Origin of the sequence: Bacillus sp. FSL R5-0560 (genome assembly GCF_037966305.1) — a bacterium.
GTDB classification, from domain to species: Bacteria; Bacillota; Bacilli; order Bacillales; family Bacillaceae; genus Bacillus; species Bacillus mojavensis.
The window spans coordinates 299,122-319,383 of record NZ_CP150195.1; the positions used below are offsets into that span (position 1 = coordinate 299,122).

The 20,262-nt window shown below is 45.4% G+C and carries 19 protein-coding genes; 18 read left to right on the plus strand and 1 reads right to left on the minus strand.

Translation table 11 applies throughout. The features are described from left to right. Nucleotides 1-24 precede the first annotated feature (24 nt). The 4 genes from NST56_RS01645 to znuB all read left to right on the plus strand — a co-directional run bounded on the left by NST56_RS01645 (nt 25) and on the right by znuB (nt 4,430). Nucleotides 25-1,710 (plus strand): alpha-glucosidase, encoded by a 1,686-nt coding sequence (locus NST56_RS01645; protein WP_339179503.1) that lies wholly within the window; start codon nt 25-27, stop codon nt 1,708-1,710. Nucleotides 1,711-1,902: 192 nt separating this feature from the next. Then, entirely contained in the window at nt 1,903-2,877 is a 975-nt protein-coding gene (locus NST56_RS01650) for a metal ABC transporter substrate-binding protein (RefSeq protein ID WP_168746872.1), read from the plus strand. Between the two features lie 57 nt (nt 2,878-2,934). Then, a complete protein-coding gene (gene znuC / locus NST56_RS01655) occupies nt 2,935-3,630 on the plus strand; it encodes a zinc ABC transporter ATP-binding protein ZnuC (RefSeq protein ID WP_010332922.1) in 696 nt (231 codons plus the stop codon). Then, the gene (gene znuB, locus NST56_RS01660; RefSeq protein ID WP_229149659.1) at nt 3,588-4,430 is read left to right on the plus strand and encodes a zinc ABC transporter permease ZnuB; all 843 of its coding nucleotides are present in this window, start codon (nt 3,588-3,590) and stop codon (nt 4,428-4,430) included. Before znuC ends, znuB begins: the two co-directional genes overlap by 43 nt. Nucleotides 4,431-4,470: 40 nt before the next feature. On the opposite strand, the gene NST56_RS01665 is transcribed toward znuB, so the two are convergent. Continuing rightward, on the minus strand, nt 4,471-5,466 hold the full coding sequence (locus tag NST56_RS01665; RefSeq protein ID WP_010332924.1) for an LLM class flavin-dependent oxidoreductase: 996 nt from the start codon (nt 5,464-5,466) through the stop codon (nt 4,471-4,473). A 285-nt stretch (nt 5,467-5,751) separates the two neighbouring features. Between NST56_RS01665 and NST56_RS01670 the strand changes: the two genes are divergently transcribed. The 14 genes from NST56_RS01670 (at nt 5,752) to NST56_RS01735 (ending at nt 20,250) form a co-directional block, all read left to right on the plus strand. Further along, on the plus strand, nt 5,752-6,351 hold the full coding sequence (locus tag NST56_RS01670) for a TerD family protein (protein ID WP_010332925.1): 600 nt from the start codon (nt 5,752-5,754) through the stop codon (nt 6,349-6,351). Nucleotides 6,352-6,373: 22 nt separating this feature from the next. Continuing rightward, complete coding sequence (locus tag NST56_RS01675) at nt 6,374-6,955, plus strand: TerD family protein (RefSeq protein WP_010332926.1); 582 nt, start codon at nt 6,374-6,376, stop codon at nt 6,953-6,955. A 35-nt stretch (nt 6,956-6,990) separates the two neighbouring features. Further along, nucleotides 6,991-7,569, plus strand: coding sequence for a TerD family protein (locus tag NST56_RS01680; protein ID WP_010332927.1), 579 nt, complete (start codon nt 6,991-6,993; stop codon nt 7,567-7,569). A 51-nt stretch (nt 7,570-7,620) separates the two neighbouring features. After that, nucleotides 7,621-8,394 carry a TerC family protein gene (locus NST56_RS01685; protein ID WP_010332928.1) on the plus strand — a complete coding sequence of 258 codons (774 nt, stop codon included), beginning with the start codon at nt 7,621-7,623 and terminating at the stop codon, nt 8,392-8,394. Nucleotides 8,395-8,456: 62 nt separating this feature from the next. Further along, nucleotides 8,457-9,617 carry an HpcH/HpaI aldolase/citrate lyase family protein gene (locus NST56_RS01690; protein WP_168746873.1) on the plus strand — a complete coding sequence of 387 codons (1,161 nt, stop codon included), beginning with the start codon at nt 8,457-8,459 and terminating at the stop codon, nt 9,615-9,617. Continuing rightward, nucleotides 9,607-10,917, plus strand: a complete 1,311-nt coding sequence (locus NST56_RS01695) for a phosphoribosyltransferase family protein (protein WP_339182032.1) — start codon at nt 9,607-9,609, stop codon at nt 10,915-10,917. Before NST56_RS01690 ends, NST56_RS01695 begins: the two co-directional genes overlap by 11 nt. A 6-nt stretch (nt 10,918-10,923) precedes the next feature. Next, entirely contained in the window at nt 10,924-12,033 is a 1,110-nt protein-coding gene (locus tag NST56_RS01700; RefSeq protein WP_339179510.1) for a cysteine protease StiP family protein, read from the plus strand. Beyond that, nucleotides 12,030-12,830 (plus strand): HAD family hydrolase, encoded by an 801-nt coding sequence (locus tag NST56_RS01705; protein ID WP_339179512.1) that lies wholly within the window; start codon nt 12,030-12,032, stop codon nt 12,828-12,830. Before NST56_RS01700 ends, NST56_RS01705 begins: the two co-directional genes overlap by 4 nt. A 31-nt stretch (nt 12,831-12,861) precedes the next feature. Beyond that, a complete protein-coding gene (locus NST56_RS01710) occupies nt 12,862-14,475 on the plus strand; it encodes a YceG family protein (RefSeq protein WP_339182035.1) in 1,614 nt (537 codons plus the stop codon). 15 nt (nt 14,476-14,490) lie between these two features. Continuing rightward, nucleotides 14,491-15,582 (plus strand): toxic anion resistance protein, encoded by a 1,092-nt coding sequence (locus NST56_RS01715; protein WP_010332934.1) that lies wholly within the window; start codon nt 14,491-14,493, stop codon nt 15,580-15,582. 121 nt (nt 15,583-15,703) lie between these two features. Continuing rightward, nucleotides 15,704-16,906, plus strand: a complete 1,203-nt coding sequence (niaP, locus tag NST56_RS01720) for a niacin permease NiaP (RefSeq protein ID WP_339179516.1) — start codon at nt 15,704-15,706, stop codon at nt 16,904-16,906. 356 nt (nt 16,907-17,262) lie between these two features. Next, entirely contained in the window at nt 17,263-18,519 is a 1,257-nt protein-coding gene (opuAA, locus tag NST56_RS01725) for a glycine/proline betaine ABC transporter ATP-binding protein OpuAA (RefSeq protein ID WP_229149674.1), read from the plus strand. Between the two features lies 1 nt (nt 18,520). Next, nucleotides 18,521-19,369, plus strand: coding sequence for a glycine/proline betaine ABC transporter permease subunit OpuAB (gene opuAB / locus NST56_RS01730; RefSeq protein ID WP_010332937.1), 849 nt, complete (start codon nt 18,521-18,523; stop codon nt 19,367-19,369). Further along, nucleotides 19,369-20,250: a glycine betaine ABC transporter substrate-binding protein gene (locus NST56_RS01735; protein ID WP_010332939.1), complete on the plus strand. Its 882-nt coding sequence runs from the start codon at nt 19,369-19,371 to the stop codon at nt 20,248-20,250. Before opuAB ends, NST56_RS01735 begins: the two co-directional genes overlap by 1 nt. Nucleotides 20,251-20,262: the final 12 nt, after the last annotated feature.

Genomic DNA, 20,262 nt, shown 5'->3' on the forward strand with positions numbered 1-20,262 from the left:
AAAGAAAAACAGGGGGAGTGCGGGATGAAAAAAGACTGGTGGAAGGATGCAGTCGTTTATCAAATATATCCAAGAAGTTTTCAGGACAGTAATGGAGATGGGATCGGGGATTTGCGGGGAATAATTTCCCGGCTGGACTACATAAAGGAGCTTGGGGCAGATGTGATTTGGATATGTCCCATCTATCCTTCTCCAAATGTTGATTACGGTTATGATGTAATTGACCATAAGACGATTATGGATTCTTACGGCACAATGGAGGATTTTCATGATCTGCTTGACGAGGTGCATCAGCGCGGCTTAAAGCTTGTCATGGATTTTGTCCTAAACCACACTTCAGTCGAGCATCCGTGGTTTAAAGAAGCGGAGCTGGACAAAAACAGCAAGTACCGCAGCTATTACTTATGGCGCCCCGGCACAAAAAACGGCCCGCCAACGGACTGGGTGTCAGACTACGGGCGTCCAGTTTGGCAATATGAGGAGCACACTGGCGAATATTATTTGCACATGAATGCCTTCAAACAAGCTGACTTAAACTGGGAAAATCCTGACGTTCGCCAAGCCGTATATGACATGATGAAGTTTTGGCTCGATAAAGGGGTCGACGGCTTGCGCATAGACCAACTTCATCTGATCTCAAAGAAAGAGTTCCTTCCTTCATATGAGGACTACGTCAATCAGCGCGCAGAACCGAAACCCTTCCAGCCGAACGGCGAACGTATCCATGACTATTTAAAAGAGATGACAGATGAAGTATTTTCACAATACGATGTCATGTCGGTCGGCGAGGTTGGCTCTGTCACACCGGAGGACGGCTTGACGTATACGGGAACTGATAAGCATGAACTGAATATGATTTTTCACTTTCAGCATATGGAGCTTGACCAGCAGCCGGGAAAAGAACATTGGGATCTGAAGCCCCTGGAGCTATCTGATTTAAAATCCGTATTATCAAAGTGGCAGAAGACGCTTGAACATAAAGGCTGGAATACACTGTTTTGGTGCAACCACGACCAGCCGCGGATTGTTTCCCGTTTCGGAGATGAAGGGAGATACCGCAAAGAGTCCGCGAAAATGCTTGCCACTGTCCTTTATTTTATGAAAGGCACGCCGTATATTTATCAAGGAGAAGAAATCGGCATGACAAACGCGCCGTTTATGAGAATTGAGGACTACAAAGATATCCAAACGATCAATATGTATCATAAACGGGTGTTTGAAAACGGCTATGATCCTGAAGAAGTGATGGCTTCTATCTTGGCCAAAAGCCGGGATCATGCCCGGACGCCGATGCAATGGAGCAGCGGGAAGAATGCCGGATTCACGGATGGAACGCCATGGCTGAAGGTCAATCCGAACTATACATCCATCAATGCTGAGGAAGCGGAGGCAGATACCGATTCCATTTTAGCCTATTACAAAAAGGTGATCAGCCTGAGAAAGCAATATGCAGATCTCATAAAAGGAAGCTACGGTCTCTTGCTCCCAGATGATCCGCAGCTGTTTGTATACGTTAGGGGGAATGGCAACCAGCAGCTTTTGGTGGTAAATAATTTTTCAAAAGAGCAGGCTGTATTCCACTGGCCGGAGCTTTGCAGCAAGGACCAGGCGTCCCTTCTTCTCAGCAATTATAAAAACAGTGATATTGCTGATGAAATGGTGTTTCAGCCTTACGAGAGCAGAGTATATCTTTTGAATGAAAGAGAATAAGAAGTCAACCCGGCGCAGTTTGCCGGGTTTTTCAGTACATATATTTGCGCTGCAAACGGAAATAATAAAAACATAACGTTAACATAAAATTAATCTTGCAAAACGTAATGACTTCGGTTTATTATTATATAGGATTGCAAAATCGTTATCATTTTGATTTAAAGTCATTGTGAAAAAGAGGGGATATTCGTTATGTTTAAAAAATGGAGCGGTTTGTTTGTGATTGCAGCGTGCTTCTTATTGGTCGCGGCATGCGGCAACTCATCAACAAAAGGGTCAACGGATTCAAAGAGTGATAAACTGCACATTGTCACGACGTTCTACCCGATGTATGAATTTACGAAACAAATTGTGAAAGATAAGGGCGATGTGGATCTATTAATTCCATCTTCAGTCGAACCGCACGACTGGGAGCCGACGCCGAAGGATATTGCAAGCATTCAGGACGCAGATTTGTTCGTTTATAATAGCAAATACATGGAAACCTGGGTTCCTTCAACCGAAAAAAGCATGGGCCAAGATCATGCAGTTTTCGTAAATGCGAGCAAGGGCATTGATTTAATGGAGGGCTCTGAAGAAGAACATGAACATGAGCATGAACACGAACACGGAGATCACGAAGAGCATGAACACAGCCATGAAATGGACCCCCATGTATGGCTCAGCCCTGTTTTAGCGCAAAAGGAAGTTGAAAACATTACTGCGCAAATCGTGAAGCAAGACCCGGATAACAAAGAATACTATGAGAAAAATAGTAAAGAATATATTGCAAAACTGCAGGATCTTGATAAACTATATCGTACAACCGTAAAAAAAGCGGCGAAAAAAGAATTTATCACACAGCACACAGCTTTTGGCTATTTGGCAAAAGAATACGGCCTGACTCAGGTTCCGATTGCGGGGCTTTCTCCTGAACAAGAGCCGAGTGCAGCTGACCTAGCAAAACTGAAAACGTATGCCAAAGAGCATGACGTGAAAATCATATATTTTGAAGAAGTTGCATCCTCCAAGGTTGCAGATACGCTAGCCAGTGAAATCGGCGCGAAAACAGAAGTGCTGAATACGCTGGAAGGCTTAAGCAAAGAAGAACAGGATAAAGGTGTAGGGTACATCGACATCATGAAACAAAACCTCGATGCCCTGAAAGATTCACTATTGGATAAATAAAAAGATAGTGTGCGCCGGAGGGTGCACACTATTTCTTTGTGAGAAAGGAAGATTGACATGAATCTCGTCTCATTGAAAGATATCGTGTTTGGCTATTCCCACACGCCTGTGTTGGATAAAGTATCTCTTGATATTGAAAGCGGCGAGTTTGTCGGCATTACAGGACCAAACGGCGCTTCTAAATCAACGCTGATAAAAGTGATGCTCGGCATGCTGAAACCGTGGGAAGGCACAGTAACAATCAGTAAAAAGAATGCAGACGGCAAACGTCTGACTATAGGGTATGTCCCGCAGCAAATTTCTTCATTTAATGCAGGTTTTCCGAGCACCGTGCTTGAGCTTGTCCAATCCGGCCGGTACACAAAAGGGAAATGGTTTAAACGTTTGAATGAAGAAGATCATATCGAAGTAGAAAAAGCCCTGAAAATGGTGGAAATGTGGGAGCTTCGCCATCGGAAAATCGGTGACTTGTCGGGCGGCCAGAAGCAGAAAATCTGTATTGCCAGAATGCTTGCCAGCAATCCCGATCTCTTAATGCTGGACGAACCGACCACAGCGGTTGATTATGACAGCAGAAAAGGGTTTTACGAATTCATGCACCACTTGGTGAAAAATCACAATCGCACAGTTGTGATGGTCACTCATGAACAAAATGAAGTACAGCAGTTTTTAGATAAAGTGATTCGATTAGAGAGAGGAGAAAAAGGCGGATGGAAATGTTTGACTTGGAATTCATGCGACGAGCTTTTCTAGCAGGCGGCATGATCGCCATCATGGCCCCGATTCTAGGGGTATACCTTGTGCTTAGAAGGCAGGCCTTAATGGCTGACACACTCTCGCATATTTCACTGTCGGGTGTGGCCATCGGCTTTTTCCTCAGCACCAATATTACCGCGGCGAGCATAGTCGTTGTGACCATCGGCGCGGTCGGAATTGAATACATGCGGCGGGCATATCGGACATACTCGGAAGTATCGATTGCCATTTTAATGGCGGCGGGTCTGTCCTTCGCGATGTTTTTAATCAGCCTTTCGAAAGGCGCTGCCACTATGAGCATTGACCAGTACTTATTCGGGTCGCTCGTGACGGTTAACCAGCAGCAGGTCTATATTATCGGCATCATTACATTGTTGATCCTGCTCTATTTTATCGTATTAAAAAGGCCGCTCTACCTGCTGACATTTGATGAAGCAACAGCCAAAACGTCCGGAATCAATACAAACATTCTGTCGATGTCATTCAGTATTGTCACTGGTCTTGCGATCTCAGTTATTATTCCGATTATCGGCGTACTGCTCGTATCGGCACTGCTCGTATTGCCGGCAGCTTTCGCCATTAGAATCGCCAAAGGCTTTAATATGGTATTTATGTCAGCCATCCTCATTTCCTTATTCAGTGTATTTATGGGACTGACATCATCTTATCAGCTCGGCACACCGCCAGGGCCTTCCATTACTCTGCTGTTAATTGTTCTGCTCTTGATTGGGTTTGCAGTTCAAGGGATATGGACGTTTATCAAAAAAGAAACCCAGCGTAAAAAAGGACGCAGGTAAAAATAAAAAGCAGTTTTTCCTTCAGGAAAAACTGCTTTTTTTATAGAAATAACTCTGCAAGACGCTCATATGATTCTTTTTTCGCCTCGAAGTCAAACACATTGCAAAGAACCATCATTTCATTTGTTTCATAGCGGTCAGCCAGCTCTAGAAGCTGCTGTTTTACAGTGCTTGGAGAACCGATGACCATGCGTTTTCTGTTTTCTCGTATTTGGTTTTTATCTGATTCGGTATAGTGGTATGCTTTCGCTTCCTCAATGCTTGGCACCCTGCTGTCCAAGCCTTTCCCGACGCGAAGAAGCCACAAATCTTGGCTTAACGCGAGCTCCTCTGCCTCTTCATCTGTTTTTGCGCAAATGACAAAGATCGTAAACAGTGCGGCTGGAGATGTGAAATGGGCTGATGGCTGAAAGTTTTCACGATAAACGCGAAACGCGCTTTCCCCTCGTTCGGGGTTGATAAAATGTCCAAATACATATCCGATTCCCTGATGGGCCGCTCGCCTTGCGCTGTTTTCCCCCAATCCAAGCACCCAAAGCTCCGGCACTGTATCAATAAGAGGCGCTGCTTTGATCCCGGCATACGGATGCCCGGCGGGAAGCGAATCGGTCAGAAAATAAGAAACATCCTGAAGCTGTCTGTTAAAATCGGTTAAGCTTTTTTTGATGCCGTCAGTTAATGCGAGCCGGGTTTTCGTCGTTCCGCCCGGCGAACGCCCGAGGCCGAGGTCAATCCGGTTCGGATACAAGGCCTCAAGCTGGCGAAAGGTTTCGGCCACCTTAAACGGGCTGTACTGAGGCAGAAGCACACCGCCAGACCCGACACGAATCTTGTTGGTGTGAGCCGCGATGCGTGCGATCATAATTTCCGGTGCCGTGCTTGCCAGTCCTTTCGTGCTGTGGTGTTCGGCAAACCAATAACGCTTATAGCCCCACTCTTCACTTCGTCCGGCCAGCTCAACCGAATGCTGAAGGGCTGTCACGGGGCTTTCTCCTTTAGAAACAGGTGCCTGATCAAGTATGCTTAAATGAATCAAAAGGCCGCTTCCTTTCCGTTGCTTTTTAGAATGTGATACAAGAATAGGCAAAATGACTCGCTCACGTCAAATGGTTTGTTTAAGATCCGTCATTCATATGATTTGCTAAAGATATATCAAATATGGGAGATTTTTTTCGAGGATTTTCGTCAATTATTCTAAACTTTTACGAAACTTTGATATAATAAAAAACGTATATATTAATAATTTACGGCATTCAAGTTACGTTTGTACGTAAAAATAAATGTGACTATATTCACATTTCGATGATTAGGAGTGAATCGTGTGGCAATTTCTTTAGAAAAAGGTCAGCGAATTGATTTAACAAAAGGAAAAGCGGGCCTGTCAAAATTGATGGTCGGTCTCGGCTGGGACCCTGTTTCATCAGGCGGCGGCTTTTTTGGAAAGCTGCTCGGCGGAGGCGGACCAAATATTGACTGTGACGCATCAGTGCTGATGCTGGAAAACGGCAAGTTCACTGATAAGAAAAATGTCATTTATTTTGGAAACCTGAAAAGCCGCTGCGGCAGTGTCAAGCACACAGGTGACAACCTGACAGGCGACGGAGCGGGCGATGATGAGCAGATTTTAATTGATTTGGCGAAAGTGCCTGCCAACATTAATAAGCTTGTATTTGTTGTGAATATTTATGATTGCGTAAGAAGAAAACAGGATTTCGGCATGATTCAAAATGCTTTTATCCGTGTTGTTGATCAATCAAATCATGAAGAAATGCTCAAATACAACTTGAAAGACAATTATGCCGGCAGAACAAGCCTGATTACGGCTGAAATCTACCGCCAGGACGGCGAGTGGAAATTCGCGGCGGTCGGCGAAGGCACAAACGATACGAGATTAGAAGATATTGTCAACCGATACGTATAAAAGAAAAAGGAGTGGATGAAACATGGCAATTTCATTGGCAAAAGGACAAAAAGTAGATTTAACAAAAACGAATCCGGGTCTTTCAAAGGTTGTTGTCGGTTTGGGCTGGGATACGAATAAGTATGACGGCGGACATGACTTTGATCTTGACTCAAGTGTGTTTCTTTTAGATGCGTCTGGAAAATGCGCATCTCAAAATGATTTTATTTTCTATAACCAGCTTGAAGGCGGAAACGGTTCAGTCGTTCATTCAGGCGATAACCTGACAGGCCTTGGCGAGGGTGATGACGAGAATGTAAAAGTCAATCTCAGCGCCGTACCTGCCAATATCGACAAAATCTCATTTGTTATCACGATTCACGAAGCGGAAGCGCGCAGCCAAAACTTTGGACAAGTGTCAAATGCGTTTGTACGCATTGTCAATGAAGAAACAAATGAAGAGCTTATTCGTTACGATCTTGCGGAAGATTTCTCTATTGAAACGGCAATTATCGCTGGAGAGCTTTACAGACATAACGGCGAATGGAAATTCTCCGCTATCGGCTCAGGCTACCAAGGCGGTCTTGCCCGCATCGCAACAGATTACGGCTTGCAAGTCGGTTAAGATATATTACGAAGAGCAGAAAGGAGAGAGGCAGTATGGCCATTCAATTAGCAAAAGGACAGCGTGTGGATTTAACGAAAACAAATCCGGGACTCACAAAAGCGGTGATCGGTTTAGGCTGGGATACAAATAAGTACTCAGGCGGACACGATTTTGACCTGGATGCTTCAGCCTTTTTAGTGGATGCGCATGATAACTGCGTGAATGATCTCGATTTCGTCTTCTATAATAACCTTGAGCATCCGAGCGGCGGTGTCATCCATACGGGTGACAACCGCACCGGAGAAGGCGACGGAGATGATGAGCAGATCATCGTTGATTTTTCAAAAATCCCTGCTCACATTGAGAAAATCGGCATCACAGTTACCATTCATGACGCGGAAGCACGCAGCCAAAACTTTGGACAAGTGTCAAACGCGTTTGTACGCGTTGCAGATGAAGAGACTCAAAATGAGCTTCTTCGCTTCGATTTGGGGGAAGATTTCTCCATTGAAACAGCCGTTGTCGTATGTGAGCTGTACAGACACGGAAACGAGTGGAAGTTCAATGCGATCGGCAGCGGTTTTTCCGGCGGCCTTGCTTCATTATGCCGGAACTACGGTTTGCAGGTGTAAGCGAGTGACAAATAAAGCAGTCACCGTTTTGAATTAATAGGAGGAAAAAACTTGGAATTTTTACATCACATCATGTCTACGTATGCTTCATTTTTCGATTGGGAAATGTGGGGGGAAGTTCTGACTGATCCGGTTTCTTGGGGTCTGATCGGTTCCCTTGTTGTGCTGGAAGGCCTTTTATCGGCCGATAACGCGTTAGTTCTTGCGGTAATGGTGAAACACCTTCCGGAAAAACAGCGTAAAAAAGCGTTAACGTATGGTTTATTCGGAGCGTATATTTTCCGATTTATTTTCATTGGACTCGGTATGCTTCTCATTAAATTCTGGTGGATCAAGGTGCTTGGCGCGCTTTACCTGGCTTGGCTCGTCATTAAGCACTTTTGGATCGGAGAAAAAGAAGAGGAAGCAGACGGTATTAAGAAAAATTCTTGGATGGTCCGTACATTCGGGATCTTCTGGGCAACTGTTATTTCAGTTGAACTGATGGACCTTGCCTTTTCTGTGGACAGCATCTTAGCCGCGTTTGCGGTATCTGAAAAAGTATGGGTTCTTTTGATCGGCGGTATGCTGGGTATTTTAATGATGCGTACAGTCGCAAAAGTATTCCTTGTGCTGATCGATAAAATCCCTGAGCTTGAAAACACAGCATTCGTGTTAATCGGAATTATCGCGCTGAAAATGGCAGGGAGCGCTTTCCATTATGAAATGCCGCATTCTGTATTCTTCATTATCATTATCGCTGCATTTGCGGTAACATTTATCATTCACTATATCAACAAACAAAAGCAGGTGCGCGAACAAACAGCTGCGTCAAAAGAAGAATAAAACAAAACAAGGAGGGAGTTTCATGTCCTTCCTTTTTTGTTACAGAAAAGAGGGTGACTGGTTTGCGGTATTTCCACTATTTATCAGCGCGTCAAGAAGAGCATGTATTTTATCAAGTGCCGAAACAGGTCACGAAAGAGGCGCCGAAAAAGTGGCTTGAACAAGCGCTGGGAGCCCTATTATATATGCCTGCAACCCGCCACGACATCGGCGCTATGATTACTGAACAAAAATACGAGGACCTTACGTCCGTTGTGTTCTGCTTAGAGGATGCGATTGGGGATCATGAAGTCGAGCAGGCTGAACATAATCTTAACATTCAGCTTGAGCGTATAGAACAGGCAATTCAGCAAAACAAAATAGAACCGGAAAATCTTCCGCTCATGTTTGTAAGGGTGCGTTCTCCGAAGCAGATGCAGGAGCTGGCCGGCCGCTTAAAGCACCTTCTCCATTTGTTAACCGGTTTTGTGTTTCCGAAATGTTCAGGAGTCAACGCCCGTGACTATGCGGAAACGCTGAAAAACATCTCTCGCGATAGGAGAGCGCCGATTTATGGAATGCCGATTTTAGAAACGCCCGATTTGCTTTCAAAAGAGACGCGGACAGAGGCTTTCGGAGAGCTGAGTGCGGTACTGCATCAATATCAGGACTTGATTTTAAACGTGCGAATCGGTGCGACTGATTTGTGCGGGTTATACGGCATCCGGAGAAAGCCGGGGCAAACCATCTATGATATTCGCCTGATTGCTGATTTTATGGCAGATGTCATCAATTATTTCGGCCGGACGTTTGTTGTTTCTGGACCGGTCTGGGAATATTTCCAGGCAACGCAAAAGCCTCACCTTCTATCAGGACACCAGCCTGCTGAGCTGAATGAGCATGTCAAAGGTTTGGTGAAGGAAACAGAGCTTGATATCGCTAACGGGATTCACGGGAAAACGGTCATTCACCCGTCTCAGCTTAAAGCGGTAAACAGCCTGTATGTTGTATCAAAGGAAGACTATATGGATGCCTTAAGCATTATTCATCACGGAAACGGTTCAATCGGTGTGATGAAAAGCCATTTTTCCAACAAAATGAATGAAATGAAGCCCCATATGAAATGGGCTGAGAACATCATAATAAAATCAGAAATCTATGGGGTGTATCATGAAAACCGATCTTTCTCCGATTTGCTCAACGAACAGCAAACCACTTCAAATATTGGACAATATGGCGGTTGATCTGTCGGTCACTGACAATCCGCTTTCTATTCCGGAGCAAATCTTATTTGAAATGGCGGCGCGTGTAAACAAAAAAAGGGGTTTTTTATTTGTCAGCAAAGTGCTGGGAAAGCATATTCCAGTTCATCCGCTGAAGCCGCTTTTGGCGTCAGGGCTGCTTGCTTTGGAGTACGCTGAACGAAAAACGGGGCGTGAGCTGAAGGAGAAGGCTGACATTCTGAACGGGTTTCTTTCAGGAACGGACAGCGGCCTTCGTAATGCTTATCGAACATTGCAAAAGCAGCGCGTGGCACTAGAGGAGGCGCCGCTTGTGATCGGGTTTGCGGAAACGGCGACAGCACTTGGACACGCGGTTTATGACTGCATTGAGAATGCCTTGTATGTCCATACAACACGTGAACAAATACGAAACAATGAGCCTTCCATTACATTTGTCGAGGAGCACTCCCATGCGACCGACCAGCTGTGCTATGCGGAACCTCATATGATCAACAACAATTGCCCTGTGATTCTCGTGGATGATGAAATCACAACAGGAAAAACGGCATTGCATATCATTCGGGATATACAATCGAAATTTCCCCGCAAAGAATACGCTGTTTTGTCTTTATTGGATTGGCGGACTGAGGAACACAAACAAGCTTATGCTGAAGCGGAACGGGAATTAGGGGTTACCATATCAACAACAGCTTTACTGTCTGGGCGCATTTCCTTTAAGGGAGAGCTTTTGTCAGAGTCTACCTATGATTACAAACCGAAGCCGCAGGAATCAGCAATAAACAGAACAGACATCGACTTGTCCGGCTTCTTTGCATCCTTACCCTATCAGCCGGCCACATTCGCAGACGAGCATTTTTATGTGAAAGAAACAGGGCGATTTGGCTTAAAGGCGAGTGACAGGCAGGCCGTTCACGAGGCCTGCCGCCTAGCTGCGCAGCATGTGGAACAATATCGGAAGGGGAGAAGAACGCTTGTGCTCGGAACGGGAGAGCTGATGTACATCCCTATGAACATCGCAGCGAATCTTCACGGCTCTATTTCTTATCACTCTACTACCTGCAGTCCGATTCACCCTGTTGCCAAAGAGGGCTATGCTGTGCAGAACGGATATTCATTTATGAATCCCGAAGATGAGGGGGTTCGCCATTTTATCTATAACCTCCCCGCCGGAGCGTATGACGAAGTCTTTTTCTGTCTTGAAAAGACCGTTTCGGATGAGGCGTTACAGCCGATTTTTCATATATTCAAAGAAAAAGAAGTCCCGCATATCCACATTGTAACCCTTTCAGGAAAGGCGTGATCTGAATTGACAGAGATAATTGACCGGATTGGAAGCTATCCGAAGGAGGATGTCACCTTTCTATTAAAAGATTTGTCCGCCGTTTCGATTGAAAAAAGCACGGAAGAACGGGAACGGTCGATTCAAAGCGGCACCCATTACTCTGAGATGCTGCCGATCGAATATAAGCCGACAGATGAGTATATGAAACTGTTTTATGCCTCGCTTGATGACAGTAAACAGAAGGTTGCGTTGGCGGCCGGAGCTGTGGCGGAGCAGCTTTTCGCCAAACACGGCAACGATACGGTTTTGTGCAGCCTGGCAAGGGCGGGCACGCCGATCGGTGTATTGATCAAACGGTACATCAAAATGAAGTATCACATCTCAGTTCCGCACTACAGCATATCGATTATTCGGGACAGAGGAATTGATGAAAACGCCTTGCAGTATATGCTGAAGCATCATCCAGACGGAAAGATCGCTTTTATCGACGGCTGGACAGGCAAAGGCGCTATTACAAAAGAACTGAACCGATCCATCCAACAGTTTAACCAGCGCTGGAATACGAGACTTTCCTCAGAAATTGCGGTGCTTGCCGATCCGGGTGATTGCGCGGACATCTACGGAACGAAGGAGGATTTTCTGATTCCGAGTGCCTGCTTGAACTCTACAGTATCGGGTCTTGTCAGCCGCACGGTCTTAAATGAAAAATGGATCGGGCCGGATGATTTTCACGGGGCGAAATATTACCGTGAGCTGAGCGAAGAGGATGTTTCTGTATTCTATATTGAAACGATAGCCGAGCAATTTCCGTCTATTCTTAAAGAAGCAGAACGCCTGGCGATTGGCTTGCAGCGCGCACGTATGAAACCGGATTGGAGCGGCTTGGTTTCCATTGAGACGATCCGAGAGCAATTTGGCATCAGCAATACGAACCTGATCAAACCGGGAGTCGGAGAAACGACCCGTGTGCTTCTTCGCAGAGTGCCTTGGAAAATACTAATTCAGCCTGGCGCTGAAGAAACGCTGAAACATATTCTTTTACTGGCAAAGGATCGGGGAGTACCTGTAGAAGAATACGAGAACATGTCTTACAGCTGCTGCGGGCTGATTCGTCCGGCGGAGAAAAGCCTATGAACGCGTTTGCCAGCGATTTAGACAGAACATTAATTTATTCAAGGCGCATGATCGGCACGCCCGATAAGGAGGCCGGGATTGAGCTGATTGAAACATTAAATGGGCGGGAGCTTTCTTATATTTCCTCAGCCGTAAAAGAACATATAAATCAGATTCAGAAGGATCACTATTTTATTCCCGTCACCACGCGTACAAACGAACAGTATAAGAGACTCCTATGTTTCCAGCAGGACATTGTGCCGGAATATGCGGTGACAACAAATGGCGGGTGCATCTTAAAAGGCGGCGAGCCTCTGAAAGAGTGGGACGAGCTGATGAAAGAGGAGCTGGCGTCGTGTCTGCCGATCGAGGCCATGCTGAGGGAAATTGCAGGTCTCTCGTTATCAGATGCGGTAAAAAGAACCCGAATCGCCCATCACTATTTTGTGTATCTCATTTTACATGAGGAAAAAATACCGTACATCGATATATCCGCTGTGAAAAAGTGGGGAGCCGATAAGGGCTGGCAAGTATCCCTGCAGGGGCGAAAGCTTTACTTTATTCCCAATCCGCTTAATAAGTGGAAAGCGGTCGAATACCTGAAATCCAGGCTCACTCTTGATGAAATTTATACGGCTGGAGATTCTCTGCTTGATCTTGAACTGATCCGTGAAGCCGATTTTGGCATCGCACCCGCGCACGGCGAGGTATTAAGTCACGATCCGAAACTTCGCAAAACGGCTGCAAGCGGCATGCTGGCGGGAGAAGAAATCACAGCGTTAGTTTTATCGCAAATATCCAAATTAAAACACGTATAAAACACACAAAAAAACCAGAAAGGAGGATATGATGAGACAAGAAGAGTTAACCATCCATAAAGCTGTTCCGGCTCATGGCGATTGGAAAAGTATGCTGTTTCAGCCATTGCCGGAGCGGGATCACTATGAGAATGAACAAGGTCTTTCTTTTTCGCGGCTTGCCGGGCAAATACTGGGCACGCCCATTGATGAGACCGACTACTTTAACGAGCTGTATGATCTTTCTGTAAACGATCATATTTATGTCCTGAGCGAAACGCTTGATAAAACAATTGCACCCGAAACTTTTCAGGCGCTTCAGCATATTCATTCCATCAATCAGCAGGAAAAAGGCCTTTCGGTCAGCCGCTTTGTCGCCTTTCTGGACGGGGAACAGCTGATTGCGAAGCATTCCAATCCCATGTTGCACCGCCATTTAAGAAAAGCACTGATGACGCTGTTACATACCTTTGCCGAAAATCATGAGCAGGGACTGAATCACCCTGATTTTCGCAGAGTGCTTCTTGATGTTTCAAAGTTTTCCTTGAACCACCTGAATCCTTGGCTGGAAAAAGCCGATATAGAGCGGGAGATGCCGAAGGTGGTCTGGTATGGAGACGCGACGAAAAGCCAGCTGTATTTCTTATATTACTTGATGCTTGTCGGCTGTGATGTCCTATTGTTTCATCCCGCGGGAACCGATCAGCTGACGCTCGTTGATCCTAAGCAGGAGCTAAGCTTCACGGAAAAGCTTCCGGATGTCTCAGACCTTCAGCCATTCCCGAAAGAAAAACCTGACCGTAAATCAACGGTGGCGTATCGATCGACAAAGGAATTTGAGCATGTGCTGAATCACGAGGAATCCATGCTGTACAAGCCTTGGCAGTTCAGAGATCACACACCGGTTTCCGTGACGCTGAAAACGACCTATGATGAATTGTTTTTAATTGTGAAAGAACGTGCGTTTATTCGCCCGAATTTCAAAGCCGATAAACATTCAATCGACATTCCGAATGTGTTTGCCAAAATTATGGGCGTGTCGAAGGACAATAAAGAATATTGGAACAGACTTCATACAATGGCGGACTATCCAGAAACGGAGATGGTTCGAAGCTTTCCGTTTACAGAAGAAATCAAATCAAACTATCAATTTCATTACAGCCACGCGCTTGATCATGAAGGAAACATTGATCCGGAGAAGCTGATCGCAAGCAATGTATGGCAGTACAAACAGCTTCCGGCAGGCATTCAGACCGCGATCGCCAAAACGATCTCGAGAATGTGCAGACACCCGCGGCTGAAGGCATTGCATCAGGAACAGGTCAAGGATGTTCAGATCTACTTGTTTAAACAAACAACAAACCTTCCCGCTAACCTGCTGAAATTGATTCAAATGTTCGACTATGCGCAGACCGTTCCGAAACTGGTGCTGTATCATACGGAAATGAACGGTGAGCTCACACGATCAGACGCCGCAGCCCTGCTGTTTTTGAATGAAATCGGCATTGATATCGTCATTTATAATCCTCCCGGACATCAAGACATTGAGCATTATATCGAAGAGGATCAGTATGATATTCACTGGCTGGACGACATGGTGTTTCAGCAGGACTATAAAGAGCCCTCGCTCGTGAAAAGGCTGTTCAGAACGATTACCCAAAAGTAAGGAGAGAAGAAAAGCATGACAACAGAAAATCAAAATCCGCTTGTTCTCGATAAAAACGAAGAAATTTCTCAGCAAAAGGCAGACGATATCCGCCTGCAGCTCCGCCAGGAACCAGAGGTGCAGCGCCTCGCCCAGCAAATTGACGTGAAAAACCAAATGGAGCTGCTGGAGTACGGAAAGGAGCCGGCTGTTGAAATTTCCAAGTTCTCTGACCGCATCTTGGGGATGATGAAAACAACAAGTGTGACAGATTCAGGCACGATGCTGACTCAGCTTGGAAAAATCATGGACCGCTTTGACAAAAATGATTTTGACGAGCCAAAGGGACTGATGGCCAAAATCTTCAAACGCGGCGGCAGCATGATTGAGAAAATCTTTAAAAAGTATCAGACGCTTGGCGGAGAAATTGAAAAAATCAACGTTGAGATTTCCAAGTATAAAGATGAGATGACAAAAACAAACTACACGCTCGATGAAATGTATGAAAACAATATCAACTACTACATGGAGCTTGAAAAATACGTTGTTGCCGGACAAATGAAGCTGGAAGAGATGCAGTCAATCCTTCCTTCCTATGAAGAAAAAGCGGCAAGCGGAAACCAGCTTGCGCAAATGCAGCTTGATACGCTGCGCAACGGCATTCAGGCGCTTGAGGAACGCGTGTATGATCTTGATATGGCGCGAATGGTGGCACTTCAAACCGCACCGCAGATCCGTCTCCTTCAGCGCGGTAATGCTAAGCTGATCGGCAAGATCAACTCTGCTTTTATTATCACGATTCCGATTTTCAAAAACGGCATTATTCAGGCCGTTACAGTGAAACGCCAAAAGCTTGTGGCTGATTCTATGAGCGAGCTTGACCGCCGGACAAACGAGATGCTGAAACGCAATGCGGAGAACATCTCGAATCAGAGTGTTGAAATTGCCAGAATGGCCGGCAGACCGAGCATTGATATAGAAACGATCGAATCCTCTTGGAACACGATTGTCAGCGGCATGCAGGAAACAAAACAAATCGAAGAAGAAAACAAACGCCTCCGGGAAGAGGGCGCAAGACGAATTGCCCAGCTGCAGGATAATATTAAAAAAGCAGCATTACAGCAATAAAAAGACCCCCGCTTGTGAATCATAAGCGGGGTTTTTGATTGACATCAATTAGGTAATGACAATGTGTAAAGACAGGTGTAAACTTAAACGGTAATCATTTTGCATATCAGAGGTGTTGGCTATGGGAAAACAACAGCCTATATCCCAGCGTAAGCTGCTGGGTGTCGCCGGTTTAGGGTGGCTGTTTGATGCAATGGATGTCGGAATATTATCGTTTATTATCGCCGCGCTCCACGTGGAGTGGAATCTTTCGCCCGAGGAAATGAAATGGATCGGAAGCGTGAATTCCATCGGCATGGCTGTGGGTGCGTTTTTGTTTGGATTGCTGGCTGATCGAATCGGCCGTAAAAAAGTATTTATCATTACCCTTTTATGCTTTTCAATCGGAAGCGGGATATCAGCCTTCGTCACAAGCTTATCGGCATTTCTCATTCTCCGTTTTGTGATTGGGATGGGACTTGGCGGCGAACTGCCTGTCGCTTCAACGCTTGTTTCGGAAGCGGTTGTGCCTGAAAAGCGGGGCCGGGTCATTGTGCTTCTCGAAAGCTTTTGGGCTGTGGGCTGGCTGGCAGCGGCGCTTATTTCCTATTTTGTCATTCCAAGCTTCGGCTGGCAGGCGGCTTTGCTTTTAACCGCACTGTCGGCGTTTTATGCGCTGTACTTGCGGACAGGATTGCCTGATTCGCCGAAGTACGAATCGCTTTCTATGAAAAAGAAATCGGTGTGGGAGAACGTTAAAAGCGTTTGGGCGAAACAGTATGTACGGCCGACGGTGATGCTGTCGATCGTCTGGTTCTGCGTTGTCTTTTCTTATTATGGCATGTTTTTATGGCTGCCGAGTGTGATGCTGTTAAAAGGATTCAGTATGATTCAAAGCTTTGAATATGTTCTGCTGATGACGCTTGCTCAGCTTCCGGGCTATTTTTCGGCTGCGTGGCTGATCGAAAAGGCGGGCCGGAAATGGATACTGGTCATTTATTTGATCGGAACAGCGGGAAGCGCGTATTTCTTCGGAACGGCAGATTCCTTAGGTCTGCTGCTGACGGCTGGAATGCTGTTATCCTTTTTTAATCTTGGCGCGTGGGGCGTTCTGTATGCCTATACACCGGAGCAATATCCAACAGCAATTCGCGCGACAGGCTCAGGAACCACAGCGGCGTTTGGAAGAATCGGCGGCATTTTCGGCCCGCTGCTCGTCGGAACACTCGCCGCCCGCCATATTTCGTTTTCAGTGATTTTTTCAATCTTTTGCATTGCCATTTTACTGGCGGTCGTGTGTATTTTGATTTTGGGGACAGAAACGAAACAAACTGAGCTTGAATAAACAAAAGCACCTCATCATGAGGTGCTTTTTACATGGGAACCGGCAGCTTGCGGTTCGTTTTTTCTGCTTGTTTGATTTGAAAAAGCAACTTATTTTTCCAGTAAAGGAGCTTGAAGTCATAAGAGGAAGAGGGAATTTCGATTCAATAAAAGCGTTTTCAATTTAAAAAGGCTTAATTTTACCCGTAAAATACAATAATAAAGGAGGATTACAGAGTATTTAGAAGCATAAATAAGATCTTGAGGTCACAGGGATGTTTATCATGAAATGGTACAGAATAAAAGAGAATATGCGGTTTGTGTGTGTTGTTACATAAGTGTTACGGTAATAAAGATTGCTTAATATGGAGGGAAAATATGAGTGTAGATGAGAAACCGATTAAGATAAAAGTCGAGAAAGTCTCTAAGATTTTTGGGAAACAAACCAAGAAAGCAGTTCAAATGCTTGCCGACGGAAAAAATAAAAAAGAGATCCTGAAAGCAACCGGATCAACCGTTGGGGTTAACCAAGCAGATTTTGATGTATATGATGGTGAGATATTTGTCATCATGGGTCTATCAGGGAGCGGTAAATCAACTTTAGTACGGCTGTTAAACCGGCTTATTGAACCGACTGCCGGAAAAATTTACATTGATGGTGACATGATAACAAATATGTCTAAAGACCAGCTCCGGGAAGTCCGCCGGAAAAAAATCAGTATGGTCTTCCAAAAGTTCGCTTTGTTCCCGCACAGAACGATACTTGAAAACACAGAATACGGACTGGAGCTTCAAGGTGTAGACAAACAGGAGCGCCAGCAAAAAGCGCTTGAGTCGCTTAAACTTGTCGGACTTGAAGGATTTGAACACCAATACCCTGACCAGCTTTCGGGCGGGATGCAGCAGCGTGTCGGCCTTGCCCGCGCTTTGACGAATAATCCGGACATCCTTCTGATGGATGAAGCGTTTAGTGCGCTTGATCCATTAATCCGTAAAGACATGCAGGATGAGCTTTTGGATCTGCATGATAATGTCGGAAAAACGATTATTTTTATTACGCACGACCTGGATGAAGCGCTTCGCATCGGCGACAGAATCGCGCTGATGAAGGACGGAAACATCGTTCAAATCGGCACGCCGGAAGAAATCCTCATGAATCCATCCAACGAATATGTTGAGAAATTCGTTGAGGACGTTGATTTGTCTAAAGTATTAACTGCCGGCCACATTATGAAGCGCGCTGAAACGGTGCGGATTGATAAAGGGCCGCGCGTTGCATTAACACTGATGAAAAACCTAGGGATTTCATCTATTTATGCAGTCGATAAACAAAAACAATTGTTAGGTGTCATTTATGCGGCTGATGCGAAAAAAGCAGCCGAGTCTGATTTATCCCTTCAGGATATCTTGAATAAGGAATTTACGACTGTACCAGAGAATACGTATCTGACTGAGATTTTTGACGTTGTTTCTGACGCGAATATTCCAATTGCGGTTGTAGATGAAAAGCAAAGAATGAAAGGAATTGTCGTAAGAGGCGCGCTGATTGGCGCACTTGCAGGCAATAACGATTATATCAATGTTGAAGGCACTGCTGAGCAAACACAAGATCCTTCTGTACGGGAGGTGAAGTAAATTGGATAGACTGCCTAGAATACCTTTAGCAGACATCATTGACCGTTTTGTTGATTGGATTACGATAACGTTTGGCGGATTCCTCGATGGAATCGCAAATGGCTTGGCCATTTTTGTAAACGGGATTGTAACCGGGCTTGGATTTATTCCTTCTATTTTGTTAACGATTATTTTCGCAGCTCTTGCATGGTGGATCAGTACGAGAGGAATTGCGCTGTTTACTTTAATTGGCTTTCTCGTTATTGATTATTTAGGATATTGGGACCCAATGCTGCAAACGTTAGCGCTGGTTGTCACGTCCGTCATTATTTCGATTGTGGTCGGTGTGCCGATCGGAATTTGGGCATCTCAGAAAGAAACGGTTCGCCGTATCGTAACGCCTATCCTTGATTTAATGCAGACAATGCCTGCTTTCGTATATCTTTTGCCGGCAATTTTCTTCTTTAATATCGGTGTTGTGCCGGGTGTGGTTGCGTCTGTTATCTTCGCAATGCCGCCGACAATCCGTATGACGGTTCTCGGTATTAAACAAGTGCCTGCGGATCTGATTGAAGCAACTGAAGCGTTTGGTTCTACAACAGCTCAGCGTTTGATTAAGGTTCAGCTTCCGCTTGCCACAAAAACCATTCTTGCCGGGATCAACCAAAGTATCATGCTTGCATTATCAATGGTTGTTATCGCAGCAATGGTCGGTGCGCCTGGGCTAGGTTCAGAAGTATACAGCGCCGTTACACAGCTGAAAACAGGGGTCGGTGTAGAAGCAGGTATCGCTATCGTTATCGTTGCGATTACGCTCGACCGTATTACACAAAATATTAAAGTGAAGAAGAAAAGCAGGGGGAATGCCTGATGTTTAAAAAAATCATCGGTATCGGTGTTTCCGCCATGCTGGCACTCTCACTTGCGGCTTGCGGATCAGAAAACGACGAAAATGCGTCCGCAGCTGAACAGGTGAACAAGACGATCATCGGGATTGACCCCGGTTCAGGTATTATGAGCCTGACTGATCAAGCGTTGAAGGATTATAACCTGAACGACTGGACACTGATTTCATCGTCAAGCGCTGCTATGACTGCTACGCTCAAAAAGTCATACGACCGGAAGAAACCAATTATTATCACAGGATGGACTCCGCACTGGATGTTCTCCAGATATAAATTAAAATATCTTGATGATCCGAAAAAAACTTACGGCAGTGCTGAGGAGATTCATACAATCACCAGAAAAGGCTTCAGCAAAGAACAGCCGAATGCCGTTAAGCTTCTGAGCCAGTTTAAATGGACGCAAGACGACATGGGTGAAGTGATGATCAAGGTGGAAGAAGGCGAGAAACCTTCCAAAGCCGCTGCTGATTATGTGAAGAAGCACAAGGATCAAATCGCGGAGTGGACCAAAGGCGTGCAAAAGGTGAAGGGAGACAAAATCAACCTTGCCTATGTGGCGTGGGACAGTGAGATTGCAAGTACAAACGTTATGGGCAAAGTCTTAGAAGACTTGGGCTATGACGTGAAACTCACTCAGGTAGAAGCTGGTCCGATGTGGACGGCGATTGCGACGGGAAGCGCGGACGCATCCCTTTCCGCATGGCTGCCGAATACCCATAAACCATACGCTGTCAAATATAAAGGCAAATATGATGATGTAGGCGTCAGTATAACTGGCGTGAAGATGGGTCTTGTTGTGCCTCAATATATGAAAAACGTCAACTCAATTGAAGATCTGAAGAAATAATGAAGAAAGCAG